At 58.7% G+C, this 26,478-nt stretch carries 16 protein-coding genes and 4 pseudogenes; 11 read left to right on the forward strand and 9 right to left on the reverse strand.

Annotation, left to right across the window (positions count from 1 at the left end; translation table 11 throughout):
* Positions 1-125: 125 nt before the first annotated feature.
* Positions 126-1,601: pseudogene (locus IVB13_RS33555) on the forward strand (IS66 family transposase); the annotation flags it as partial.
* A gap of 53 nt (positions 1,602-1,654) precedes the next feature.
* Here IVB13_RS33555 and IVB13_RS33560 read toward each other — a convergent pair.
* The 5 genes and pseudogenes from IVB13_RS33560 to IVB13_RS33575 all read right to left on the reverse strand — a co-directional run.
* Positions 1,655-2,010, reverse strand: a pseudogene (locus IVB13_RS33560) (IS3 family transposase); the annotation flags it as partial.
* Positions 2,011-2,204: 194 nt separating this feature from the next.
* Complete coding sequence (locus IVB13_RS33565; RefSeq protein WP_247491442.1) at positions 2,205-2,474, reverse strand: IS110 family transposase; 270 nt, start codon at positions 2,472-2,474, stop codon at positions 2,205-2,207.
* A gap of 36 nt (positions 2,475-2,510) precedes the next feature.
* Positions 2,511-3,182 (reverse strand): transposase, encoded by a 672-nt coding sequence (locus IVB13_RS33570; protein ID WP_247491444.1) that lies wholly within the window; start codon positions 3,180-3,182, stop codon positions 2,511-2,513.
* Positions 3,166-3,291, reverse strand: a complete 126-nt coding sequence (locus tag IVB13_RS40245) for a hypothetical protein (protein WP_256467705.1) — start codon at positions 3,289-3,291, stop codon at positions 3,166-3,168. Before IVB13_RS40245 ends, IVB13_RS33570 begins: the two co-directional genes overlap by 17 nt.
* Before the next feature lie 315 nt (positions 3,292-3,606).
* Positions 3,607-3,850, reverse strand: a pseudogene (locus IVB13_RS33575) (transposase); the annotation flags it as partial.
* A 547-nt stretch (positions 3,851-4,397) separates the two neighbouring features.
* Between IVB13_RS33575 and IVB13_RS33580 the strand changes: the two are divergent.
* The 8 genes from IVB13_RS33580 (at position 4,398) to IVB13_RS33615 (ending at position 18,403) form a co-directional block, all read left to right on the forward strand.
* A complete protein-coding gene (locus IVB13_RS33580; RefSeq protein WP_247491446.1) occupies positions 4,398-5,435 on the forward strand; it encodes an ABC transporter substrate-binding protein in 1,038 nt (345 codons plus the stop codon).
* Positions 5,436-5,684: 249 nt separating this feature from the next.
* Complete coding sequence (locus IVB13_RS33585; protein WP_247361444.1) at positions 5,685-7,079, forward strand: MmgE/PrpD family protein; 1,395 nt, start codon at positions 5,685-5,687, stop codon at positions 7,077-7,079.
* Between the two features lie 175 nt (positions 7,080-7,254).
* Complete coding sequence (locus IVB13_RS33590; protein ID WP_247361442.1) at positions 7,255-8,223, forward strand: D-2-hydroxyacid dehydrogenase; 969 nt, start codon at positions 7,255-7,257, stop codon at positions 8,221-8,223.
* Between the two features lie 90 nt (positions 8,224-8,313).
* Complete coding sequence (locus tag IVB13_RS33595; protein ID WP_247491449.1) at positions 8,314-9,702, forward strand: aspartate aminotransferase family protein; 1,389 nt, start codon at positions 8,314-8,316, stop codon at positions 9,700-9,702.
* Between the two features lie 851 nt (positions 9,703-10,553).
* Positions 10,554-12,602 (forward strand): hydantoinase/oxoprolinase family protein, encoded by a 2,049-nt coding sequence (locus tag IVB13_RS33600; protein ID WP_247491451.1) that lies wholly within the window; start codon positions 10,554-10,556, stop codon positions 12,600-12,602.
* A 3-nt stretch (positions 12,603-12,605) separates the two neighbouring features.
* On the forward strand, positions 12,606-14,573 hold the full coding sequence (locus tag IVB13_RS33605; RefSeq protein WP_247491454.1) for a hydantoinase B/oxoprolinase family protein: 1,968 nt from the start codon (positions 12,606-12,608) through the stop codon (positions 14,571-14,573).
* A 349-nt stretch (positions 14,574-14,922) separates the two neighbouring features.
* Entirely contained in the window at positions 14,923-16,536 is a 1,614-nt protein-coding gene (pruA, locus tag IVB13_RS33610; protein ID WP_247491456.1) for an L-glutamate gamma-semialdehyde dehydrogenase, read from the forward strand.
* A gap of 343 nt (positions 16,537-16,879) precedes the next feature.
* Positions 16,880-18,403: an altronate dehydratase gene (locus IVB13_RS33615; protein WP_247491705.1), complete on the forward strand. Its 1,524-nt coding sequence runs from the start codon at positions 16,880-16,882 to the stop codon at positions 18,401-18,403.
* A 563-nt stretch (positions 18,404-18,966) separates the two neighbouring features.
* Here IVB13_RS33615 and IVB13_RS33620 read toward each other — a convergent pair.
* From IVB13_RS33620 to IVB13_RS33635, 4 genes and pseudogenes are all read right to left on the reverse strand, one after another.
* The gene (locus IVB13_RS33620; protein ID WP_346732293.1) at positions 18,967-19,356 is read right to left on the reverse strand and encodes a recombinase family protein; all 390 of its coding nucleotides are present in this window, start codon (positions 19,354-19,356) and stop codon (positions 18,967-18,969) included.
* A 219-nt stretch (positions 19,357-19,575) separates the two neighbouring features.
* Positions 19,576-20,387 (reverse strand): annotated as a pseudogene (gene istB, locus IVB13_RS33625) (IS21-like element helper ATPase IstB).
* The gene (istA, locus tag IVB13_RS33630) at positions 20,384-21,868 is read right to left on the reverse strand and encodes an IS21 family transposase (protein ID WP_247491709.1); all 1,485 of its coding nucleotides are present in this window, start codon (positions 21,866-21,868) and stop codon (positions 20,384-20,386) included. The pseudogene istB and the gene istA overlap by 4 nt, the downstream one beginning before the upstream one ends.
* 334 nt (positions 21,869-22,202) lie before the next feature.
* A protein-coding gene (locus IVB13_RS33635; RefSeq protein ID WP_247491458.1) for an ISAzo13 family transposase occupies positions 22,203-23,418 on the reverse strand; the annotation gives its coding sequence in 2 pieces (ribosomal slippage) (positions 22,203-22,860 and positions 22,859-23,418; 1,218 coding nt in all).
* A 665-nt stretch (positions 23,419-24,083) separates the two neighbouring features.
* Here IVB13_RS33635 and IVB13_RS40250 point away from each other — a divergent pair.
* Positions 24,084-24,212, forward strand: a complete 129-nt coding sequence (locus IVB13_RS40250) for a hypothetical protein (RefSeq protein WP_256467191.1) — start codon at positions 24,084-24,086, stop codon at positions 24,210-24,212.
* A gap of 541 nt (positions 24,213-24,753) precedes the next feature.
* Positions 24,754-26,274: a porin gene (locus IVB13_RS33640; RefSeq protein WP_247491460.1), complete on the forward strand. Its 1,521-nt coding sequence runs from the start codon at positions 24,754-24,756 to the stop codon at positions 26,272-26,274.
* Positions 26,275-26,478: the final 204 nt, after the last annotated feature.

Raw genomic sequence — 26,478 nt, forward strand, 5'->3', positions numbered from 1 at the left:
GGCACGCGCGGCGGCGATGTGCTCGAAATAGCGCATGAGCATCGCGGCGCTGCGCGACGAAAATGAACAACTGAAAGCGCTTTTGGGCGCAAACGCAGGCGGCCTTAAGCGAGCATCAGGGGGCGCTGGCGGCGTCGGAAGAAGCGCGGCGTCGGCTGGAGGTCATCCTCGGCGAATTGCGACGCGACAAGTTTGGCGCGACGTCCGAGAAGCTGCGGCCAGATCAGTATCACTTGCCGCTGGAAGACGTGGAGATCGCGCAAGGCATCCTGGACGCGGCGCAGGAGAGAGCCGAGGCTGTGATCAAGGGCCGATCGCGGAGCGCGCCGGATCAAGGTTCTCATCGCAATCGCGGCTGCCTGCCTGCCCATTTGCCGCGGGTGGAACGGATCATCGAGCCTGCGAGCACGCTCTGTCCGTGCGGTTGCGGCGCCATGACGAAGATCGGCGAGGACGTCAGCCAGCGCCTCGACGTGATCCCGGTGCAATGGCGGGTGCTGATCACGCGCCGCCCGAAATACATCTGTCGCCATTGCTCGGGCCCTGTCGTGCAGGCGCACGCACCGGAGCACGTGGTGCCCAGCGGGCTGCCGACCGAAGCGGCGATTGCGCACGTGATCGTCTCCAAGTTTGGCGACCATACGCCGTTTTACCGCCAAGCCGAGATCTATGCGCGCCAGGGCATCCGACTTGATCGGGCGACACTGGGCAACTGGTCCGGCCGCGCCTGCTTCCATCTTCAGCCTATCGCGGACCACATGCGCCAGCGCCTGGCCATGGCGGATCGTCTGTTCATGGACGAAACCACGGCGCCGGTGCTCGATCCCGGGCGAGGCCACACGAAGAAGGGGTACTTCTGGGCGATCGTCTCCGACGACCGCGGCCACAGCGGCCCAAGTCCGCCGATCGTGCTGTTCCGATATGCCCCCGGTCGCAGCGGTGCCTTTGCGGAGCAGTTCCTGGATGGCTTTTGCGGACACTTCCTGCAATGCGACGCCTATGACGGTTATGACCGGCTGACCGAAGTCGGTCGACCGCAAGGGCCGTGGACGCTCGTGCATTGCTGGAGCCATTTGCGCCGGCGCTTCGTCAAATTGGCCCGTAACAGCAAATCGCCGATCGCCGAGGCCGCCGTTCGGCACATCGCACAGCTTTACGCCATCGAAGCCATGGTGCGCGGCTCATCGCCGGACATCCGGCTGGCCGCGCGCAGGGAGCACTCGCTGCCCATAATCGCCGCGTTAAAGACTTGGTTCGAGAAACAGCTGTCGATGATCTCCAGCGGTTCGACGCTCGCCGAGGACATCCGCTACGCGCTCAATCACTGGCAGGGGCTGACCCGCTTCCTCGAAGACGGGCGCCTCGAGCTCGACACGAACCCGGTCGAGAACGCCATCCGGCCAGTCTGCCTGACCAGAAAAAATGCGCTCTTCGCCGGACATGAGGTCGGGGCTGAAAACTGGGCCTTGCTTGCGTCGCTCGTCGCCACCTGCAAGCTCAACGACGTCAACCCGGCCGCCTACATCGCCGAAACACTCGAGACGATCATCGACGGCCATCCCCATAGCCGCATCGAAGACCTCATGCCGTGGCGATTCCGCAAAACGTCAAGCAGCCTCAATAGGGTTGCGGCTAAGCGCTTACTCGTGATCTGGCGATCGCCTTCGTCCTTCGGCAGGCGTCGGCGCCTGGCCGCGTCCGCAAGGCCTGCAAGCGCATCAGCCGTTCGATCCGGTGCAGACCACATTCGACGCCATCCGCCAGCAGGTCACGCCAGACCCGCCGTGCGCCGTAGGTCCGGTCGCTGGCAAGGAAGCTGGCCTTCACCTGCCGGCCTACGCTCCCGTCGCTTCGGGATCTGGCGCTGGGCGATCGGTTTAGCCAAGCATGGAAGCCCGACCGGGACACGCCCATCGCATTGCATAGCCATGCCACCGGCCAGATGTTCCGGTGCTTCGCAATGAAGACAAACTTCATGTCGCTTCCTTCGCGAAGAAGGCCGCGGCCTTCCTAAGAAACAGCCGGATTGGCGCCTCCCGGAAGGGCCTGCAAGACGAACCGCAGCGATTTGGCCCGGCGTTGAAGGTTGGCGAGGACACGACTACGATATTGCTGCTCATAGTGGTCCGCGCCCAGGTCCTTGTAGCTCATACCGTGCCGGAGGGTATTGTAGAATAAGACCGCGATCTTGCGGGCGGTCGCTGTCACCGCCTTCGCCTTCCCAGCACGTAAGGACAGCGACGATAGAATGCTCCCAGCGCCGTATCGCTTCGTCCAACCGTAGTGGCGGCCAGCCGCAACAGCGCGGCCGCCCGACTGGACGATCTGCGTGTGCGTGAAGACAGTACCTTGCCGCCGGAGATTTTGTTGCCTGGTGCGAGGCAGAGCCAGGAAGTGAAATGCTTGGCGCTCGGCCCTGCCTTCAGGTCCGTTCCGCACTCGCCGATGAGCTTGAGTGCGAGTGACGGACCCAACCCATGGATCTCGGTCAGATCGACGCCGAGGACGCCCTACAGCGCGGTTCTGACATCGAAGGTGGGCGTGTTGACCTGTTTGGTCTTGATGCGTGGCTTCGATAGCTTTCCGACCGGCTTTGCCCCTTTGAGGCTCAATGCAGCGATCAGGATTTCGAGCTTGCGATCACAATCCAGCATTTTGGCCTGATAGACGTCGTAGAGTTCCAGCGATTGGGCTAAGGCGAAGACATGCTCCTCCCGGTCGTTGCCCACCAGTGCCGCGCGGATGGTCTCGACCGAAGAATGGCACCGGACTTCCCGGTAGGTTGCCAACACATCGAGATTGCGCTCGCCTCCAACAATGGCCCGGATAATCCGCATGCCCGTCGCGCCAGTGATATCCGATACAACGTGATGGAGTTGTAGGTTCATCTCCATCAGGGCCTTCTGCATATGCTGGATGTGAGCAGCGGCATATTCCACTAGCCGCTCTCGCTGGCGCAGACAGGCGCGCAGGGTCGCAATCTCGGCATCAGGTCGGAAGCTGCCACGCAACAGGCCGTAGGAGTGAAGCTGGCGCAACCACGCGGCGTCACTCACATCGGTTTTGCGTCCAGGCACATTCTTGGCGTACCGCGCATTGACCAAAATGACATCAAAGCCGCGTTGCTCCAGGATCTCGTAGACCGGGATCCAGTAGACCCCCGGTCTATTCCATCGCAACACTGGTCACTCCGCAAGCCTTAAACCAGTCGGCCAGATCATACAGGTCTGATGTGAAGGTGCCGAACATACGCACCGGGATGTCAGCGCTGGCCGGGTTCACCGCGGCCATGTGCATCTTCGACCGATGTCGATGGCTGCGGCCCCGAGGTTGACCGGCTTCAACTCCGGGCGGTTATCAGTCGTCGTCTTAGGCATAGCATCCTCCGTTCAATCGTGAGCAGGAGGGTCTGGGTTATGCCAATCGTCATCTTCCTAACCGGGATCGTCGCCGGAGCACCACTCTCAAGTCCGCATGCACCCATGGACCACGTTTTTTAACGGGGATTGCGCCTCCAATAAGCTGACGGCCGCTACCCTCCCAGCCGCAGAGGATAGCACAAGGCTGTTTCTACACCGCGCAGGCGTGCCACGGCCCTGGACAGTTTTTTAGGATGTCCCGCTCCGCCTTCAGCTTAGTGACCTCGCGCCGCAGCCGTTCGATCTCCAATTGCTCAGGCTTCATCTGTCCATGGCTGGGGAAGGCCTGCACCGGGTCGGAGCCGAACTCCTCGCAGCACGTTCTCATGAACGCCCAAGTCACGGCCGGCTTGCGCCACCGACACCCCTCGTTCCCTGACAAGCTTGACCGCCTCGACCTTTAACTCTCGATTAAACTTCCGTCTCTGCATAACAACCTCCGGCTTCATGAAACACCCAATCTCGGTGTCCATCAAACCGGCAGCAGCTCAAAACAACAGCGCAAAACTCTAGCTCTGGAGCGAAAAACTTTAGCTCTGGGTGGTGCAAAGTTCTGTCTGGCTACGGACCGGACTCTAACTCCATCTGAACGAAATACGCAGTGCAGGTCACACGTTGGCTAGGCTAGCGACGTGAGCGCCGGGTCGCTTATTCACGCGTTGAACCGGCGGCCAGCGGCGCGCTCAGGCCCCACCGAGCGGTCTAGCGCGGATCTGAGTTGGCGATTCATGCCTCGCTTCGAACAAAGAGCCAGTCAGCGGAGAGCATTCGGCCCCATCACGGTTATGCTGCTTGTTAGCCCAATTACTGCAAACCTGCTTCATCCGGGCCAAGTGTGGCTTGTTTGTCCCTTAAGCTTCGGAGACCCCTCGCTGACCACGCTGCGAAGTGGCGGCCAACTAAAGAGACTTGCAATGTGGTATTCGATATGAAATATTACGAAGCAATATGTCGTACTGTAAAGAGAGGGAGGCACTTATGAACCGTCGAGATGTCTTGGCTGGCGCGGTGAGGTTCGGAGCGACATTGTCTCTGGCGGCCCCCTTCGTTCTACCTCATCGAGCTCGCGCTGCTACGACTATTTCATTCGCGACGTACGGCGGGAGCTATGGCGACTTTATGAAGGAGTTCTGGATAAAGCCGTTCACGGCTGAAACTGGAATTTCTGTCGAACCTATCTATGGTCTTGATCTTGCTAAGGTCAAAGCTCAAGTTGAAACTGGCAACGTCCAGTGGGATGTGTTCGATGGGCCCGGTACGAAGGTCTATGGAGCCGCGAAGGAAGGGCTCTGGGAGCAGATCGACACCAAGCTAATTGATCCGTCGCGGTTTGTTCGCAATCCGCCTTCGTTTGCCGTGCCCACAGCCATTTATTCGGGCGGCATTGGCTATGACCCAAACCGAACGAAACAGCCACCCAGGGACTTCTCCCAGTTCTGGGACGTCAAGAATTTCCCTGGCCGTCGCGCAATTCAAAGTTCGCTCGGGGCTGGGGCGTTGGAAATCGCGTTGGTTGCCGATGGCGTCGCGCCAAGCCAGCTGTACCCACTAGATATAGATCGTGCCTTCAAAGCGCTCGATCGAATCAAGTCGCGCGTGAAATGGTTCGCAGAAACCACCCAAGGAACGTCGCTCGTTCAGACGAATGAGGTCGATTATAGCCTCACTTATGCGAACCGGGTTAAGGCTGCGAACGAGGCGGGTATATCAATTGATATCTCGCTCGACCAATGTATCAACAACATGCAATACTTTAGCGTCCTCAGAGGAAGTCCGCGGAAGGAAGCTGCGATGCGATTTCTTGAGTTCGTCACGCGGCCCGCTCAGCAAGCTTCGATCGCTGCCAGACTTGGTGCTTCCCCCGTAACGAAGGGCACCGAGCAAGTCGTTGACGCGAAGGTGCGGCGCTGGCTTCCGGACTTCAGCAGTCCGAAGAACGTGTTCGTCAATGACGAATACTGGGCCGACCATTTTGTTGAGCTTAACAAGCGTTTTCAGGAATGGATTCTGATCTGAGGATTCTGCTCACGTCAGACAGTTTCGCCGCCGCTCGCGCGTGAGGCTCAACGCTCGATGCACGGCATGGTGTCCTTCGGCTTGTCGACCTCTGATCTGGCGTTGAGGCAGGCGATCCTTTTTGCGCGACGGCTTGCGAGCTGAGTTCTTATCCTGCAAGACAGGAATCGGCACGCGACCCTCTATCCACCCGAATGATTAGGTGGGCCAATTGACCCAATGAATATCTTGGAAGTCCGGGAGCTGGTAGTGGCAGCGCGTCCGCAGAACGCGCCGTTCCAATCTAAAGCACTTCAAAACACATCAGAAAACAAGATGAACGAAATAGTTGATCAATTGGCGCGTTACGTAGTCAACCTAGAAGTTGCTGGCGTGCCTGACTCTACCTTCCATGCAGCTCGTCGATGTCTGGTCGATGTTCTCGGTTGTGTCGCCGCTGGGAGGGGGCAGCCGGCAGTCGTGCTGGCGCATCGTTGGGTCGAGCGGGCCTATGCCAGAGGAAAGAGCGGTGTCTGGTTTGGCGAGGGGAGATTCTGTCCCGTCGGCGCCGCTTTCGTCAATGCCAGTGCGGCATCGATCCTTGACCTTGATGACGGACATCGTGCCGCCGCAGGCCATCCGGGCGCCGCGATAATTCCAGCGGTCCTGGCACAGGGACAAGAACAGGGTGCCGACCTACAAGATATGCTGCTCGCAATTGTTGCAGGTTATCAGGTTGGTATCGCTTGCGCCAGTACGCGAAGCGTCGCCGCCCAAGCGACGGTCGCAACCGGCCGTTGGTCAGCCATTGGTGTGGCCGCGGCGCTCGCGAAGTTGAGGGGCTTCGATGCTGAGCGCACTCGTCATGCCCTGACCATCGCGGAGTCGCATGCGCCCAACCTGCTCGCTGCTGATTATTCTGGTTTCCAAGGCGGGCACGTAAAGGAAGGCATCCCTTGGTCGGTGATCACTGGCTTCGCGGCCGCTGAACTCGCCGGTGATGGATTCCGTGGCTATGATGCGGCCTTCTCGAATCCCGCCAGGTACGGGGATTGGGGAGCGGCGGCCTGCAACGAGAGTCCGCCATTCTTTATCGACGCAGTGTACTTCAAACGCTACGCGTGCTGCAGGTGGTTACACAGTGCGGTGGATGCGGCGAGCAAGATCGTGGACCGGCTACCTTCCGGCGCTCGGATACAATCGATCTTCATTGAAACTTTCACGCGCGCGGCGACATTGCCGAACCTTGCCCAGCCCAAAGACCTGATCTCAGCGCAGTTCAGCCTGCCTTTCGTGATGGCCGTTGCGCTCACGCATGGCCTGTCCGCCCTCCTTCCATTGAAGCCTCACCTGCTTAGCGATGAAAATGTCATCCGTGTTGCGCAAACGGTTGAGATAAAGGTAAGCGCCCAACTGGACACGATGTACCCGCTCAAGGTGCCCGCACGCGTGAACATCCGCTCGTCACATGGCTATTTCGAGGAGCTCGTCATTTCCCCCTTGGGTGACTACGATAATCCCCTCTCAGATGAGCAGCTTGTAGCAAAGGCGCTGCTTCTCGCTGAGAAATCCCGGTTGGTTGTGTCCAGAAGTTTGCTCGAGGAACTGCTCGAAGCGAAGCCGACAGCCGAAACGGTGTTCGGCGCATTGGACGCAGCTGCGTGATAGTCGTCGTTGTATCAATTGCTAGCCGGCGCGATAAAGATGAGGCCGATATTCGGGCCCCCGCATGGCACCCGAGGAGCGGTGCACCGTCCGGGCTGACATGACGTCCAGCTGGGCATTTCAATGCCGGTGAGCAGGTCCCAAGCACGTTCTTTTGTCCCGAGGAGCTTTGATCTTGCAGGGTTCATCTTTGGTCGAAGCCGGCCGCATCACGATTTTAATCGATCACTCCATGGCCCATGAAATTCGGGCAATGATCGAGACCCGGTTCCCGACAGTGCGGGTGTTGGTTGGACGTGACGCGACGGCTCACGGCGTTCTGCCACAAGTTGACGTTCTGCTGGCGTTTGATGTTCCATCTGAACTCTCCAATGCTCGAAAGTTGCGCTGGTTTCAGTGTACGGCTGCTGGGGTCGATCACTTGAGGACACTGAGAGAAAACGCTGGCGATGTCGTTGTAACCAATACACGCGGAATCCACGGAGAGATTATCGCTGACTATGTGATCGGTGGGATAACGATGCTCCACTGGAACTTTCCTCGCCTTCTTAAATGCCAGGAACTTCGACAATGGAAGCCACAGCGCGTGAAGCCGCTATCCGCAATGACGGTTGGTATTGTTGGGCTTGGCTCAATCGGCACCTCGATTGCGCGCCGTGCAAAATCTGCCGGCATGACTGTAATCGGCTCGAAGAGGGATGTCTCCTATCCAGTAGCCTGCGTTGATCAATTGTTTGGTGCGTCTGATCTCGACGCTATGCTGCCCCAATGCGATTTTGTTGTTATGGCTGTACCTGCGACCCAAGAGACCTCAGGATTGATGGACCGTGCGCGTTTTACGAATATGCGTCAGAGCGCCTACCTGCTGAACATTGGGCGCGGAAATGTATTGGTGGAAGAGCACTTGATCGAAGCGCTTGAATTGGGAAACATCGCGGGGGCGATGCTTGACGTTTTTGAGGCAGAACCGTTGCCTTGCGAAAGTCCACTCTGGACAATGCCCAACGTGATTGCGACGCCGCATATCTCGGCAGCTTCAACGAGCGACGGGCAATTCATCTTTGAGGTCTTCGCAGACAACCTCCAACGCTTCCTGGAGGGGAAAGCCCTCAGGAACGTCATCGATCTAAGGCGCGGCTATTGACGAGATTGTCGTCTAACAAAGCGCTCAAGTCGATAATCGTGCTGTGCCTGTTGGCCCCGCGCGTGCGAGTGATAAAGCGAGGAGAGGAAGATGACTACGGCTGAGCTGACAAATTCTGTAATCGTCACTGACTACAAAGCCAGGACCGAGGGCTCCGCCAAGCTCTTTGAACGCGCTACTAAGGTACTGCCGAGCGGCATTACACATGACGCCCGCTATCTCGATCCCTATTCAATCCACGTCGGGCGTGCCATGGGGCCGCTCAAATGGGATGTCGATGGCAACGAGTATGTGGACTACTTCTGTGGCCACGGCGCCATGCTGCTCGGGCATTCGCATCCGGCGGTCGTTGAGGCCGTCAAGCGCCAGATGGATCTCGGCACGCACTATGGGGCGAGTCACGAGCTCGAGGTGCGCTGGGCTGAGCTTGTGTGTGAGCTGATCCCGTGCGCAGAGAAGGTGCGGTTCACGGCGTCCGGTACGGAGGCGTCACACATGGCGATCCGCCTTGCCCGTGCATACACTGGAAAGGAAAAGATCGTGCGTTTCAAGGGGCACTTTCATGGTTGGCATGACCATGTCGCCCCCGGCGCAATTTCGCACTATGATGGAACGACCACACCAGGTGTGCCGCAGAGCGTTACCGATTTGACAATCCTAACGCCAACCGACGACGTATCGAACATCGTGCAGCTGATCGAGCGACACGACGACATTGCGGCAGTGATGTTTGAGCCTTCGGGCGCATCGTGGGGCCAGGTGCCGCTGCCACCGGGCTTTGTTCAGGCGGTCCGCGACGTCACGACGAAGAAGGGCGTCGTGATGTTAATGGACGAGGTCATCACCGGATTTCGCTGGTCCGTCGGCGGCGCGCAGAAGGCGCTCGGAGTTACCCCCGATCTGTGCATCCTGGGCAAGATTGTGGCGGGCGGCTTGCCAGGTGGTGCGGTGGCTGGCAGTGCTGCAATTATAAACCGCATCGATCACGCGGCCAGCGCTGCGAAGAACCACGAGAGAATTGCCCATCCCGGCACATACAACGCCAATCCATTGTCGGCAGCCGCTGCCGTTACGGCGCTATCGCTAGTGCGCGACGAGAAGCTCGCCGAGAAGGCCAACCGAACCGCGGCGGAGCTACGCTCGGCCCTGCGCCAGGTACTGATAGAGGAGAGCGTGCCGTGGGGCGTCTATGGGGAATCTTCGGTCTTCCTGATCTATCCCAATCCCTGGAACGATCCGATCGATCCGGCAACCTTCGATCCGCTGAAAATTCCGTTCGAGAAGCTAAAGGGTGCCAGCAACGTGAACCCACTGAGAGGGAAGATCCGTATGAGCCTGATGAGCCATGGCGTTGATTTCTTCACGCCCGGCGGTTTCGTATCGGCGGCTCATGGAGCACCTGAGATCGAGCGTACCGTGTATGCATTTCGCCGAACGCTCCGCAAACTGAAAGCGGAAGGGGAAGTGAAGTCGGTTTGATACACCCTTCAATACGCCGCGATCGGCGGGAGGACGGATAGGGGGCTAATTCGCCAGCTACCGGCGAACGCAAGGTGCGCAACCCTGGTTAGTCGGACGTTTTGCGGTTAGTTTCGTTGCTACCTGCCATCCAGGCCTGAAGCAAGATACATCGCGTACTGCAACAGAAGCGTAGCTGATGCCGAGTCGGAATCGGGCGCTGATTCCGTGTGCGGTGCGAATGCGGTCTCTAGAGTAGACTGCTGCTCGCCATGTTGCCATCAGCGCTGACGAGCCAATCGTCTGTATTAGCGGCCGAAACAAGGTTGGCGCAAAAGAGGCCGTGGCGCGCGCCGACAAGAGAAGCTGACGAAAGCAGGCCTTGTACGTAGGGTGACTTTGGCCGAGGGATCCCCCTCGCTGCGACTGCAGGAAATCTCCGGCAAAAAACCAATTGCGCAACTGTACACGATATGTAATAGTACTATGCAATACGCTGGGTGAGAGTAAGAAGATGATCATCACGAACTACGAGGGCGCCTTGAGGAGTCTGCTGAAGCCCGGAGAAGCCCTAAGCCCCCGTTGGGCAGTCGGCGACGCCTGCGCGGTTTGTGCAGACGCAAATCCTCGTCGCAGCCGAAGTTGAAGATGTTTGGCCTAGCGATCGCTGTTGCGATCGGTCGTGCCCGTATGAGGCGAAGCACGAGGGCGTCTTGAAGGTCCGGAACAGTAGTGCTGTTGAATTCAATGGAAGCGCTGTGTTCGACGAGAATAATAACCGGCAGGTGCACGAATGCGCCTGGCCTCCGGCGGCCCACCAGCTTCGGCGTAGTAAAGGGATCGCTCTTGCTCACTAATAGGATAGAGACATCATGTTAAGGATTGGCATCGATATCGGCGGCACTTTCACCGACTTTGCCGTTTGGTGCGACGAGGCTGATGGCTATCGCCAGATCGATGGTCAGAAAATCCCGACGTCCCGTCCTCAGTTCGCTCGGTCGGTAATCGAAGGGTTGGAGGCCATCTTCGAACGCCAGGGCGTGCGTAAGAACGACTCCGTTCTGGTCGTTCATGGTACGACGGTCGGCACTAATGCGATTATCGAACGATCCGAGCCGCCGATCGCGTTGATTACTACGCAGGGGTATCGAGACATCCTGAATATTGCTCGACTCCGTCTAGATCATTCCATGGATATGTTTGGCCGGCGGCCAACGCCGCTCGTGCCGAGGGGCATGGTATTTGAAGTCAAGGAGCGTCTGCGCGGTGATGGAAGCGTGGAAATTCCGCTGGACCATGAATCGGTCATCGCCGCGGTAGCGGAGGCAAAGAAGAGCGGTGCAACCGCCATTGGCGTATGTCTTTTGCATAGCTACCGCAACTCGGTTCATGAAGAGCAATTGTTGGAGATCGCCCGCGCGGCGTTCCCCGAACTCGATATTGTTGCCTCGCATGAGGTTTGGCCGCAGCAGTCAGAGTACGAACGTGCGGTGCTGACCTTGTTGAACGTGTACGTAAAGCGGCTCATGGCCGGCTATATCGGAGAGGTTGACGGATTTCTGCGTCGCCGCTTGCCGAATGCGCGCTTGCTTGTGACAAAATCGAATGGCGGTGTCATGTCGGGAGCCGAGGCCTGTCGGTTGCCGGTGCACACCCTGTTATCAGGTCCTGCCGCAGGTGTGACAGCCGCGCGCACTCTTGCGGAATGGACCCAGAACGAGAAGATTCTGACCATGGACATGGGGGGCACCTCGACCGACGTGTCGTTGGTGCAGGTCGGGCGCCCGACGCTCACAGCCCAGGCCGAGGTTGGCGATTTTCCGCTCTTGTTGCCCGTGACGGCAATCGAGGCAATGGGTGCGGGAGGAGGTTCTATCATCTGGCTGGACGGGAAGGTGCTGAAAGTCGGCCCTCGCAGCGCCGGTTCGAAGCCTGGTCCTGCCTGTTATGATATGGGAGGCACTGCACCAACGCTTACTGACGCGTATCTCCTTTGCAACTACCTCTCGCCGCTTGGATTGCTTGGCGGGCGTCTCCCGTTGTCGCGGGCGCTCGCTGAGAAAGCGATGGAGCCCATCGCGGAGGTGGGAGGAGGTGATGTGATTGTTGCAGCCGAAAGCTGCATCGAAATCGCTACGAGCAATATGTTGGCCAAAGTGCTCCCATTCCTTGCGCGCGCAGGTATTGGTCCGGCGGATCTCACGCTGATGATTTTTGGTGGTGCAGGCGGCATCCACGGGCCGTTGCTGGCGGAGGAGGTGGGAATCAAACGTATCCTCGTGCCCCGCCTTTCATCTGTGTTCTGCGCGTTTGGCTGTCTAGCGGCCGACTTGGTGCACGACGCTGTACGTAGCGTAACGGGGATGGATCTGGATGCCGACAAGATGGGTCGCATTTTCGACGAGCTCGCGAAGTCAGGACGCGCGTGGGTGGCAAATCAGGCGGCCGGCGGGCAGGTCAAACAAATTGATGAGCTGTACCTCGCCGAAATGCGCTATGCCGCACAGTCCTTCACCATTCCGGTAGATATCACAGAGGCATTGCGCAGCCATGCCGGAATGGCTGGCTTTACTGCCGCATTTGACGCCGAGCATGAAAAGCTATTCGGCTATGCAAACCCCGGAGCACCAGTAGCTATCAATGAACTGTTGGTGCGCACGTTCGGCCGACAAGCGAAACCTCATGCGATGACGGATGCCAAGGCGTCGGTCAAGGTCGCGGCAACATCGCATCGCGATTTGCGCTTCCGCGGACGTTGGTGGCCGGGCTGTCCCATATTTAGCCGTTCTGATCTCGCCGCGGGCTGGACGCAGCTCGGTCCGACCGTGATCGAGCACGAATTGGCAACGATCTTGGTGCCGCCGGGATTTCGTGCGGAAGTCGGTGCACTGGGTGACATCTTGCTGAGCAAGGAGAACTAAGCGATGGATATCGCACGCACTGAAATTATGAAGAATCGGTTTGCCGCGATGACAGAAGAGGCGGCCACAGTCGCCTTTCGTACAGCGCACACGACGTTCATCAAACAGACACAGGATTTCTCAGTTGCGCTTGCAAGCCCGAGTGGCGAGAGCTTCGCCATGCCGTTGTACACCGGTTCTGCCACCGGCACCGAGCGAACGCTCGCACCTTTCCTTCAGCATTATTCGGACATCGCCCCCGGGGATTTGCTGATTACCAATGACCCCTTCCATAGCGGTGGGCTTGTTACACATCAGATGGATATCTATCTGGCGCTGCCGCTGTTCTATGGCAAAGATCTGGTCGCGTTCGCTTGGTGCTTCATCCATTGCACGGACATCGGCGGCGCCGTGCCCGGGAGCGTCTCGCCAGACCTGCATGAATGTCATCAGGAAGGCTTCCGGATTCGTCCCACCAAGCTGATACGCGGCGGGGTGATGAACGATGATCTTCGCAACTTCCTGCAAGATAACTCTCGAATCGGAGACGCCCTCTGGGGTGATCTCGAAGCAATGATGGCCGGTTTGAGGGTGCTCGAACTGAGGATGAACGACCTTTGCGAGCGTGTCGGCGTGGTTGCCCTTCGCCAAGGGATCAACGACGTAATGGACTATGCGGAGGCAAAGGCACGATCTGTGATCGCCAAATTGCGCGACGGCGAGTATGAATTCTCCGATTATCTTGAGGGCAGCGGCACGAAAGATCCCGTGCATATTCATTGTCGGTTGCGCATTGCGGGCGATGAAGCGGAAATTGATTACACGGGTAGCGATCCCCAGGTGCAGGCCGCTTCAAACTTTATCACTGGGGGCATGCGTGCGCATTCATCTCTCTGTCTTGGGCTAACCAACTACATCTACTCAATCGAACCCTCCACTCCAGTGAACAGTGGGGTTCTGCGACCAATGCGTAGTCATGCGCCCTCTGGCACGGTGATGAACGCGGAGTATCCCGCGGCCATGGGTAATCGCTGGATGACGGTTATGCGCTGCTACGACGCGCTGATGGGGTGTCTCAACCAAGCGGTTGATGGTGGCATTATCGCCAGCGGCGCAGGCCAAGCCGGCAATATCGCCGTTTCCTGGCAGGAACACAGCGGGCGGACGCGAGTGGAAGTGGTCGAACCATTCTCAGGCGGATCGGGGGGGCGCTACCGAGCCGACGGCGTGGATGCGACCGATACTCTGGTCAACTATTTGAAAAGTTCGCCCGTCGAGTATGTGGAAGCCGAAACCCCACTAGTAATCCGGCAGCATGCGTTAGTACCATCAAGTTTTGGCCATGGTCGCTATCGGGGTGGCGCTTCGGTATGCATCGAAGTTGAGTGTCAAGCCGCCCAGGCGAAAATTATGGTGCGTGGCTTGGATCGGTTCCGGTTTCAGCCTTGGGGCGTGCAGGGCGGCCATCCCGGCCGCAGCGGCGAGACTTGGTTGTTGCGTGGGGGTGAGAAAACGACCTTTGGTCGCGGTGGCGTGCTTTCAATGCAACGAGGAGACCGGATACTAATGGTCTCGCCGTCGGGGGGCGGGTTTGGCGATCCGACGACGCGTCCCGCTGCTCTCGTTGTGGAGGATGTAACGAACGGCCTTCTAGATGAGGCAGAAGCAGCAGAAGTCTATGGCGTCATAGTCAAGTCGGGCATTCTTGATACTCCGGCGACAACACGGCGCCGCGAGAAAATGGCTGCTACTCACACGTCAGTGCCTACCGTCACGCATGGGCATGGCCGTGGCGAGTATGAAGAGGTATGGCCAACCGAAGCGAGCGTCGCATTTGCGAATGCGGTGCTAAGGGCACCGGCTGGACTACGCACTGCGGTGCAGTGCGACGCTCGTGCCGCTTTAGCCGCGCGGCGGGCGCCCCTCAGCGCTTCCGTTGTGAGCGATACCGTTGCTGATTTGGTCCGCGGCATTCAAGCGCCCCATGCCTAATCGAGACTCAGACGCTGGGTAGAAAACTCTATGCATCGTCGAGCCATTTAGGGCGAGCGATCAAGTTCTCGCGGCCTTCTCCATGAAGGCCGCTGGTCGTGATGACCTTCGGGGTTCTTCGCGCGGCGGCTTTGTGACTGACCTCTCACCTGTGCGACTCCACACTTACTCTACCGTTCAACGATGAAAACAGAACTCTCAAACCCATTTCTTCTGCGGCGGCCGCACCGCCTCGCTCAATCACCGTGATCCGAACAAGAAAGAACATTCCTCCTTACTGGAAAGTCGGCTCCAACATCTTCACGATCATCGTGACGTTGTTCAGTCCGCGTTAGAAAGAACGACCAACATGAATGGCTTCCCGACGTTCCCGCGACCGTCCAATGAACCAGAGTTTGACTACCATGGCAATCCGAGTGCACGCGAGGAGCTTGAACGCCATCTGAACTCGCAGGATGTTGTCGAAATTCCGGCTGTCGTCGGCGGTCGCCGGATCTTCTCCAATGATGTTCAAGAGGTCCGGGCGCCGCATGACCGAGGGCGTCTTCTCGCGCGTATCCATCGCCCATCAGATACCGACGTCCGGGCTGCTATTGCGGATTCACTAAAAGCGGCACGGGAGTGGTCGGGTCTGCCGTTCGATAAGCGCGCGAGCGTATTTTTGAGAGCCGCCGAGATTGTCGCGCACGAGCGCCGTCATATGATGACGGCTGTCACAATGCTTGGGCAGAGCAAGACCATAGACCAGGCCGAACCAGATGCAGCAGGCGAACTAATTGACTTCATGCGCTTCAACGTGTTCGAGGCGCAAAAAATCTATACAAGCCAGCCGCTTACCGTGCCCAGCGCCGTGAATCGCTCTGATTGGCGTCCGTTGGAGGGATTTGTATATGCGGTCAGTCCGTTCAATTTCACAGCAATCGGCGCTAACCTGTCCTGTGGTCCGGCGCTGATGGGAAACGTTTGCGTCTGGAAGCCATCAGACAAGTCCGTTTTAGCCAACTATCGCTTTTTTGAGATTCTGGAGCAGGCTGGCCTACCTCCGGGCGTCATAAATTTTGTCCCGGGAGATCCGGCTAAGACGAGTAGCGTCGTGCTGGAGTCACCAGATCTCGCGGGCCTACATTTCACTGGATCCTCCCACGTTTTCAAGTCTCTATGGCGTTCAATCGGAACCAACATCGAACGCTATCGCACTTTCCCGCGTATGGTAGGAGAGACGGGCGGCAAGGACTTCCTCATCGCTCACCCCTCGACGGATGCAGTTGCGGTCACAACCGCGTTGATCCGTGGTGCGTTTGAATATCAAGGTCAAAAATGTAGCGCTACTTCGCGCGCCTACATCCCTAAGAGCCTCTGGCCTGCAGTCAAATCGAATTTGCACGAGCGTATAGAGTTGCTTCAAACTGGCGATGTCGCGAACCGCGATACGTTTATGGGAGCTGTCATCGACGGCGCTTCCCAAGACCGTCTAGCGACACGTATCGGGAAGGCGAAGGACGATACTCGTGCGCGCATTGTTTGCGGTGGCAAGTCGTGGACCGATCCGGGCTGGTTTGTCGAACCGACTGTGATCGAAGTGTTTGACCCAAAGCATGAGCTAATGTGCCATGAGCTGTTCGGACCAGTGCTGGCCGTCTTCGTTTACGACGATGCCGCGTGGGAGGAGACCTTGCGGCTCGTCGACTCTACCAGCGACTACGGGTTAACGGGTTCAATCTACTGCGTGGACCGCAAGGCTCTGCTTCAAGCCGAAACCATTCTCGCTAACGCCGCAGGCAACCTTTACGTCAACTATAAGAGCGCAGGTGCGGTAACTGGACAGCAACCTTTCGGCGGCGCAAGGGCGAGTGGCACGAACGACAAAGCAGGGTCCTGGATGAACCTTCTGCGGTGGACCTCTCCACGCGTCATAAAAGAGACGTACCTTCCTGAGGCAAGCTGGAGCTTTGCCGGCCGCTAGAAGGAAGGTTAATAGGACAAATAGAGACGTTCTTCGCTTCCAAAAATGAGCGTTCCATCTCTGAATAGCAGATCGTATGCTGACGGTTGGCGATCATTCATGCACATCGCCACTCCTGCGCCGGACGACTCATGCTTAGGCCACCTCATTGGAGCCAGATTGCTTCCGCTCGTTTACTCATCAGCGGGCCAGCATAATGCTGTCGTGCTCGGATGAGGAGACGCTGAATACTCAGAGGACCCTCGCGGTCACCCCGCGATGGCGGAGCCTTGAGCCGCCTGGCCTCCTTCATTTCGTGAACTAATTGGAGATCGCTTTCATGGCTGAACGGCTCGAGCCGCAAATGACCGGCTTGGTAATCCGGCTCCATAAGGACGATAACATTGTGATTGCGCGCGTGGCGATCGCTGCAGGCACGGAGTTGCCTAGTGAAGGAATTGTAGCGCAAGACTGCGTAACGGCCGGTCAAAAGCTCGCTTCGAGCCCGATCAAGCGCGACGTAGAAATCCGCAAGTATAATGTAGTCATTGGTTTTGCGTCGGAAGACATTCCGGCCGGCGCCGTCATTCACAATGATAGCATCAAATTTCGCGAATTTGATCGAGACTATGCCCACTCCCGTGATTATCGTCCGGTTGAACTGCTTCCGCCAGCAAGCCGAGCGGTATTTCAAGGTATTGTCCGCCCGGACGGTCGCGTCGCGACTCGTAACTATATTGGCGTGATTTCAACGGTGAATTGCTCGGCGACTGCCGTCCATGGGATCGCGGACTGGTTCACTTCCGAGCGGTTAGCAGCATATCAAAACGTTGACGGCGTCGTGGCATTCGCGCATGCCATGGGTTGTGGCATGGAAATGACGGGAGAGCCGATGGATCTCCTGCGCCGAACGATGGCGGGTTACATTCGCCATCCTAACCTCGCTGCAGTTCTGGTTGTCGGCCTGGGCTGCGAGCGCAACCAAGTCGCTGGACTGATGTCGTCGCAGAACCTTGAGATGGGGGCGAGCTTACGTACATTCACAATGCAAGAAGTCGGCGGTACACGGAAGACGATCGAAGCCGGCATCGCTGCTGTCAAAGAACTGCTCCCCGAGGCTGATCGCGCAAGGCGGACGACAGTGCCGGCCAGTCATCTCACTGTTGGACTCCAGTGTGGCGGCTCTGATGCATTTTCTTCCATTACGGCCAATCCATCATTGGGAGTAGCGGTCGACATCCTGATCCGTAATGGCGGCACTGCCGTTCTATCTGAAACTCCAGAGATTTATGGCGTAGAACACGTGCTCACGCGCCGCGCCGTAAGCCGCGAGGTGGGAGAAAAGTTGATTGAGCGCCTCCGCTGGTGGAAAGACGAATACACCGCCGGGCGCGACGTCCAAATCAACGGCGTCGTGAGTCCCGGCAATCAGATAGGCGGCCTTGCAAATATTCTTGAGAAATCGCTTGGCTCCGCAATGAAAGGAGGCACGAGCCCCTTAATGGCTGTCTACAGGTATGCAGAGCCCGTGTTAGAGCGCGGTCTTGTTTTCATGGATACGCCGGGGTTTGATCCAGTTTCCGCAACAGGGCAGGTCGCAGGCGGAGCAAATCTTATTGCCTTTACTACGGGACGAGGCTCCATGTTCGGAGCTAAGCCGTCGCCGTCTATAAAGCTGGCCAGTAACACCCCCATGTTTCGCCGGCTGGAGGAAGATATGGACGCCAATTGCGGTGAAATCCTTGACGGTACGGTCAGTGTACGGGAGATGGGCCAACGTATCTTCGACTTGATCCTGAGGACGGCCTCCGGCGTGCGTAGCAAGAGTGAGAATTTGAACGTCGGCCGATATGAGTTTGTACCCTGGCAGATTGGTGTAGTTGGGTGAGCTTGTTAGCAGGACTAGTTGATCTTCGGCGAAGGGCGCAGTAGTTGGGTTTCGATTGAAGTGACTTGGCGCCCCGGCTCGGCTCGGCAGCCGCAACTAGCCTATGAGAACTGCACTGCCTCCCATTGAACCATTCACGCTTTTTGCTGGCGCTCATCACAACATGTTCAGTATCTGTCGCGCCAAGAGGACGGCCGCGGTATGCCGCGCTTCTTCGCGCGAGATACATCAGCATGCGCAGCCGCGCCGTGAGTTGGAACTCGGTCCGAGCAGCATTGCCCGGGCCAGCCGCTGGTCGAGATCGTGACGACAGGATCCCAGGTTTTCGCGTCGCTCCGGGCTGACGCCATCCGAAGAAGGGTATTATCTTCGCGGCGGGAATTCATTCCAGTCGGGAGAAAAAAATCGGACTCGGATCGGCCAGTCGATCAAGCGAGCCCATAGGCAAAGGCGCCTGCGTATGCGGGGTTCTTTAAGATCGCCGCGACAGCAGCCAGCGTCGCGCGCGTCCAGCGCACAAGTCGCCATCCCGATCACGACGCGGCAGTTTCAGGTCACGCCGTTCAACGCTCGCATGACTTTGGCAACGCTTCGCAGCTGCAGGAGCAACTGGAAGACGAGACCGAGCCGCCCTTGCACGGCCATGTCGGGATCCTTAACGACACGTAGCTCGGGTCCCGCATCAGCCCAATTGGCAGCATTACCGCAAGTTCGCCGCGTTCGGCTTTAGCCAGCAGGCCGGCGGTCAGCCGGCTGCGGATCGTATGTAGTTCAAGCTCGTAGATCGCACCCTTCAGCCCGAGAAGTAACCGTCCGTTCGGAGTGCTCGGATCATAGACACCATCGCGGTCGGCGATCAGGCAGCGACGTAGACGGCAGATATCCGGGAGCGGATACCAGTCGGTACAATTACGCGCCAAGCGGGTCACGTCGATCGAGAGGATGGGTCCCACTTCACTCAGGCCAACAGGCCAACACGGCCAACGAGTTCTTTGAAGGCGTTACGTGCTATAGGCGCGCCGCTCAACCCGAGATCCGCATTAATATAGCGCGACAATCTGGATGGGAAGCGCGCGACAATCAGGATGGGGAGTCGGTGTCGCGGCGAGGTGATGATTGCCGCGATGATTGTCGCGCGCAAGAGTTTTGTTCGCGCTGATTGTCGCGGAGCGTCAATCAGCGAATGTTTTTGGTGTCGCGTGCGAGGATGGTCGCCCTGGACCACGCTTCCGCTCGAGCGCGGTGCGCCTGCGATAGCTTTCGACGTTCATCTCGACGATGGTGGCGTGGTGAACGAGGCGATCGATGGCGGCGAGCGTCATAGCAGGATCCGGGAAGACCCTGTTCCACTCTCCAAAGGGCTGATTGGCGGTGATCAGCATGGAACGCCGCTCGTAGCGAGCGCTGATGAGCTCGAACAGCACGCTGGTCTCGGCCTGGTCCTTGGTGACGTAGGCAAGATCATCGCAGATCAGGAGGTCGCGCGATCGAGGCGGTTAATGGCGGCCTCGAGATTGAGCTCGCGCCGCGCTACCTGGAGCTTCTGGACGAGATCGGTGGTGCGGGTGAAGAGGACGCGCCATCCGTTCTCGATAAGGGCCAGGCCGATGGCTGCCGCCAAGTGACTCTTGCCGCCGCCGGGCGGGCCGAACAGCAGCAGATTGGCGCCCTTGCCGAGCCAACCATCGCCGGCGGCGAGCGCGGTCACCTGCGCCTTGGAGATCATCGGCACAGCCTCAAAGTCGAAGTTGTCGAAGGTCTTTCCAGCGGGCAGCCGCGCCTCGACGAGATGGCGCTCGACGCGGCGGCGGCCGCGTTCGGCGATCTCGTGCTCGGCAATGGTGGCGAGGAAGCGGGCTGCCGGCCAGCCTTCCTTGTCGGACTGCTCGGCAAATTGCGGCCACAGCACCTTGATGGCTGGCAGCCGCAACTCGTTGAGCAACAGATTGAGGCGCGCGGTGTCAATGGTGTTGGCCGTGCTCATGCGGCACCTCCGATCTCGCCAGCACCGACGAGGCACTCATAAGTGGCGAGCGGTGCGAGCTGCACCACGACGAGCGGCACGCAGGCCGGATCGGGAGCGAAGTAAGCGCGCAGCCGGTTGAGGTCGGGCAGTCGGCCGGCATCAAGCTCGGTCGCGAGCTGATTGGCGAGTTCGGCCTCGCAGCCGCGCTCATGGGCCAGTGCGAGCAGATCGACCATGATCCGGCAGGCTTTCCTGTCCGGTAGCCGTTCGCGCAAGCAATCGAAGGTTCGGCGATAGGCATCGCGCGGGAACAGCCGATCACGGTAGACGAGATTGAGCAGCGCCATTGGCTTGCGCCGCAAGGAATGGATCACGTGCCGATAATCGACGACCTGATCGTGCTTACCGTTGGGATGCCGCCGCCCACGCGGCAGGGTGACGAGATGGGTGCCGCCGACAAACACGTCGGAACGATCGTCGTAAAGACGCGCCCGCAGTTGGTGCCCGATTAAACGCGACGGCACGGTGTAAAACACCTTGCGCAAGGTGACGCCGCCGCTTGACGTCACGCGGACAATCACCTCCTCGTAGTCCGAGGTGCGGCGATCTGGCAACGCCTGCAGGGTGGCGCGCTCGTGGTCGATCCGCTTGGCGTTGCGGGCATTGCGGCGGCTGACGATCTCGTCGATGAAGCCTCGATAGGCGGCAAGATCATCGAAGTCGGCAGTGCCGCGCAACAGCAGCGCATCGGCGATTGTCCGCTTGAGATGGCCATGCGAGCTCTCGATCGCCCCGTTCTCGTGGGCGATGCCGCGATTGTTGCGGGAAGGCCGCATGCCGTAGTGAGCGCAGAGGTCCTCGTACCGCTTGGTCAGATCGTCCCTTGCATTGCGATCGAGATTGCAGAAGGCGGCCGACAGGCTGTCGGTCCGATGCTCCCGCGGTGCCCCACCGAGCGACCACAGGGCATTCTGCAGCCCTTCGGCCAATGCGACGAAGCTCTCGCCACCGAGCACAACATGGGCGTGTTCAAACCCGCAATAGGCCAACCGGAAGTGATAGAGGCGATGATCGAGCGTCACGCCAGCGATGGCGACCCCAAGCTCGCCCATATCGGTGAAGTCGGACAGGCCGACCTGGCCCACTTCGTGGGTCTGGCGGAAGATGACCTCCTGCTCCTCGCCGTGGATCGCCCGCCAGGCGCGAATCCGGCGCTCGAGCGTGCGGCGGATTCCAGCCCCCAGCTCAGGATGGCGTCGGAGCATCTCCTCGAAGATCGCCACAGGCCGCACGCCGGGAGCCGCCTTCAGCATCGGCACGACCTCCAGGCCGAAGACGTTGGCCAAGGGATCCGGCCGGCGCCTTTGCCGCGGTGACTTCTTTTGCGACGGAAGACGCAGATCCTTCTCGAGCCGATAGGCGGTCGACGAACTGAACGACGCCTTCGCGGCCGCCTCTGGCGGCGAATTGGTTTGACGGAACTTCATGTAGAGCCTCATCTGGTGATCGGTGACATGGCAGCCTGGCAACGGGTGATTCCTCTTTGGCGAGAAGAACCATCCATCACCGGCCAGCCGCGATCACCAGACGGCGCGGTCCGCTCGGATCGCGCCGTCGCCGGGCTCCTAACTCCGGTCGGGCTACGCCCTCCCTGCGTCACGAGCCCGGCGAAGCTCTCTCATCCTGATTGACGCTGCACTTCCATCCTGATTGCCGCGCCGCACGCATTAATCACGTCGATCGCCGCCTCGCGCCATCCGAGTTCGCGGGCGCGCTGGCGAAGCGCGTATTGAGGGCGCAGGCTCTTCTGATTGCTTAGGCGTCGTCCGCTAATTAACGCTGCAAGGCGCGTGGCTTTGGGCTGATTGTATAATTCCCTTCGCCGTGGAATTCATGTCGGGTGATATTCACGGCAGCGAGTTCGTCGTCGGAGACCTTGATGCCGGCAGGGTAGGTCGTGGGATCGAGCTGGCAACGGACCTTGAGACCGGCTTTTGTAGTTGTTGCGCCGATCAGCTGAACGATGACCTGATGGCTGATCAGCGGCTTTCCACGCCAGTTGCTGGTGATGAAGGAGAAGAGGCGATGCTCGATTTTGTTCCATTTGCTGGCGCCTGGCGGCAAGTGACAGACGGTGATCGGGATGTCGAGTTCGTCGGCCTGCTTTTGCAGCTCCAGCTTCCACAGCCGCACCCGTGAGCCGTTGCTGCCGCCGCCTCGGCGGTGATCAGTGATCAGCAGGCTTTTGGCCTTGGGATAGCGCTCGTGGCCCATCAATTGCCACCAACTCCGGATGGCATTGGTTGCGAAAGCGGCGGTATCATGGTCGATGCCTACGCTAACCCAGCCGGTGTTGCCGGCGATGTCGTAGATACCATAGGGCACCGCTCGCCCGAGTTCTGGAATGACGAAGTCGTGGACGTGCACGGGTGCCACCTTCGGCCGCCATTCCCGTCCGCCGTTTTTGAAATCGCCAACCAACTCCTTCTTTGGTTTCGACGGAGATCGCCGGGTTGCCGGAGGCAAGCGCCTCTTTGACGCGATCGTTGATGTAGTGGAATTGGGTGTCGCGATCGATATGGTTCGATGCCTCTCGCGTCTTGCGGTTGGCCTGCAAACTATAATCGAGCTGGTGCAGCAGCTTGCCGACCAGGGTACGCCCGATCGTATGGCCCATGCGGCCCAAGCCCTCGGTAAGCTTGCCCAAGCTCTTCGAGGTCCACAACATCGGCGATCGCGGATCACCTCGCGTTGCCGGCTCGACCAGTGAGCGCAGATCATCGAGAAGACGAGGATCCGTCGCAATCAGCGGCTTGCGTCCGCCACCTGGCCTGCGGACCCGTTCTGGATCAAGCTCCTCACCACAGCGCAACTCCGCGAGTGCCCGCCCGATGGTGCTACGGGCGACCCCGGTGGCCCGCGACACCGCGACAATGCCTCCATGGCCGGCCGTCAAGGCCTCCGCCGCCACAAAACGCCGCCGTCCGCGTTCGTCCAGCAAAGGATCGAGCGCCTCAAATCGCCCACGGATGGCCGATTCATCAATCACAAGCAGATGCTACAAGCATCATACCCGGACGGGAATCCCACCACTTGAAATCGCGAGCAAACGCAGATTCACTTATTCATGAGCGAGGCCTTACAACCTGGTGGGACGTCGACTGCCGGATGTATACTACGGCTTGGCGCGCCAAGCGGCTCGGTGTGACCAGCTCGGACTTCATGAGGGATCTCCGCCAAAATCGCGGCGACGTCTTCGACGATCTGGCGTCGGAGCGCGGGCGTCAGCGTCAACAAAGAGCGGCTGGATCCATGCTCATGTGCGTCGGGACAATCCGCTGTCGATTAAAGGTCGAGTAGAGCCTCCACACTCAGCTTAATCTGATTTGCTTCTTCTCCATAATATCCGATTGCGGTTGCTTGAATCAGAGGACTGCTTCCTGCGCGATACTCAGCTTCATACGAAGCGGGAATCCCTCGGCCTCGCTGGCCGATCTTCCTGATCACTCGAAATGACCGGCCGCACAAAGAATGGTGAGGATCCCCAACCTCGACCATCTCCGGAAATTATTCGTCAGACTCACTATTGGGGACATTCCTCAATCCCCCTCGCTGTCCGGGATCGACTGGCGGCGCCCACAAGAGACGTGGCGGTCCACATCGGTCGGGCGAGGCGTTTTGCTGCGAATTGCGAAGGATGCGATTCCATGTCACGTGACCATCTCAATGCTTTCCACCAATCTTGCCGCCGCGTATGCGATAAACCTCGCGGAGCGCGCCGCACGCCTGAAAGCAGAAGAAGTCGCGACGAGCGCCGTCATTCTCAGCGGCACCTTAGGTTAATCGCGTCGGCAATCGACGTCTGCGCAGCGTGTGGTCGTCTTCATACGAACGCCTGGGATGATGAATGATAGTGGCTCACACGCGAGTCATCGTTAGCCTGCATCTATCGCGCTGATTGGAGGCTGGCTCTCCGACCTGAAGCTGCATATGCACCGCGGCATTAGCAACTGCTAAGCATCTGCCATGCTCGTCGTGTCGGATGAGGTCCTAGGTGTCGACTAGGCAGCACGTTGTAGAGAACGTACGAGAGAAACGCGTACGATACGTACGGATATGAGGTGACAACAGCACGGCCGCAGAGCGGTTGCCTCCATTCGTCCGTTACGTACGAAGTTTCTCATTCAACACCGAACGCAATCTGTCAACGTAAGCGAGCGAGTTGCGGAATGATCCGTACCGCGACGTTCACTGGTTTCAAGTTGCCAGTTGGCGTTCGAGGATCCCCTGCAGGTCGAGAATGATTTGGGGGCGGGGGCAGAGGTGAAGAGCTCTTCCGTAATGGGTGAGCCGTCATCTTGACCAGAGAATTTGGAGGACGTTTATGAAGATCATGAAGAGCCTTTTGCTCGCTTCGGCGGCGGGACTAATCGCTGCAGGTGGGGTGCAGGCTGCCGACCTGCCTGTAAAGGCCAAAGCGATCGAATACGTGAAGATCTGTTCGCTATATGGCGCGGGATTCTACTACATTCCTGGCACTGACACGTGCATCAAGCTCGGTGGGTATCTCCGCGCCGATACCGTGCTGGGCACGAGTAGCGACTTTGATGGTGCAACCAGCGGCGTGGCGGGTGCACGGAACCGGCTCAGCAATTATTATACTTGGCGAACCCGCCAGGATCTGCAGATCGATACGCGCACCGCGACCGAGTACGGAGTGGTCCGGACATTCGCTGAACTCGTTTTCACCTGGACCAGCGGCACCTATGCCGGTGCTGGCACAACTGCCGTAAACGGTTCGACCACTTACACGTCGTCGGTCGGTTCTGCCATCGCTGGTGGGTCGCTCGGTGTTTACTATGCCTTTATCCAGTTCGCCGGGTTTACATTTGGTAAGGCCGAGTCGCAGTTCAGAACTCCGTGGGGCTCATACGCCGCGAACAATCTGGAAATGCCAGGAGCCGCTGGTTGGGATCCGGTGAATCAGGTCTCTTACACCGCCGATTTCGGTCAGGGCATTACGGCTTCTTTCTCACTCCAAGATCAGGTCGCAAACTACACGACCAACATTTGGAACGTGAGTGGCGCGACGGCCGCAGGTATTGCGACCGGGGCTTACGGTGCCAACGATATCGGCGGTTCGCGAGCTCCGGACCTTGTGGCGAGAGTCCGCGTCGACCAGGCTTGGGGGCTTTTCCAGGCGTCGTTCGCCGCGCATGACAACCACGCTGCCTACTATGGCGCCGACGAAACGACCGGTCATCCAGGCGACAAGTGGGGCTGGGCTGGACAAGTGGCGTTGTCCATCAAGAATCTTCCCACCGGTCCTGGTGACACGATCAACTTGACAGCCGTGTATACCAACGGGGCGAGCAGATATAACTTCGAGGACTTTATGCCCAGCACCTACGCGATGTACGGTGGTTCGGGTCTGGCTGGAGCATATCAAAGTCTCGGCTTTGCTGGTGTCTCTGATTCCGTATTCGTCACGGGTGCCGGTCAGCAGCTAACCACGACGTACGGCTTCAACGGTGGCTACACCCACAATTGGGATCCCTACTGGAATACGTCCGTCTTCGGCGCGTGGGCTGCTGTGCGGTACAACAACACGGCTAAGGGCTACATCTGCGGCGCGGTCGTCGCAACTGTTGCTCTCTCGAGCGGTCTTGCCGGCTGCAATCCCGACTTTAATTACGCTGTTATCGGCACGAAGACGGGGTGGACGCCTGTCAAGAACCTGACCTTCACGGGCGAACTCGCGTACGTGATGCTCGATCAGAAATTTGCAAGCGGAAGCACCGTGACTCTTCCGCTGCAATCAGGGACCGCAAAGCCCGGAGCTGCCTACGAGCTCAAAGATCAGAACAGCCTCGTCCTGTTGCTCCGAGCTCAGCGCAGCTTCTAACAAACCTAGCAGAAGGAGAACCAAATCTAAGTTCGACCTCCAAGGAAGGCCTCCGGCATGCCCGCCGGGGGCCTTTTTACATCTCACGTGAGTTTGGGCGAGCTGGTTGAGGAGACCGGTTGGTTTCAAGTCGGGCGACGATGTTACTTAATCAGCGCGGAAGTCCTGCAATCGATCTCTCGCTGAGGGGCGGTCATCGACCTA

Origin of the sequence: Bradyrhizobium sp. 17 (assembly GCF_023073515.1) — a bacterium.
In the GTDB taxonomy this organism is placed as follows: domain Bacteria; phylum Pseudomonadota; class Alphaproteobacteria; order Rhizobiales; family Xanthobacteraceae; genus Bradyrhizobium; species Bradyrhizobium canariense_D.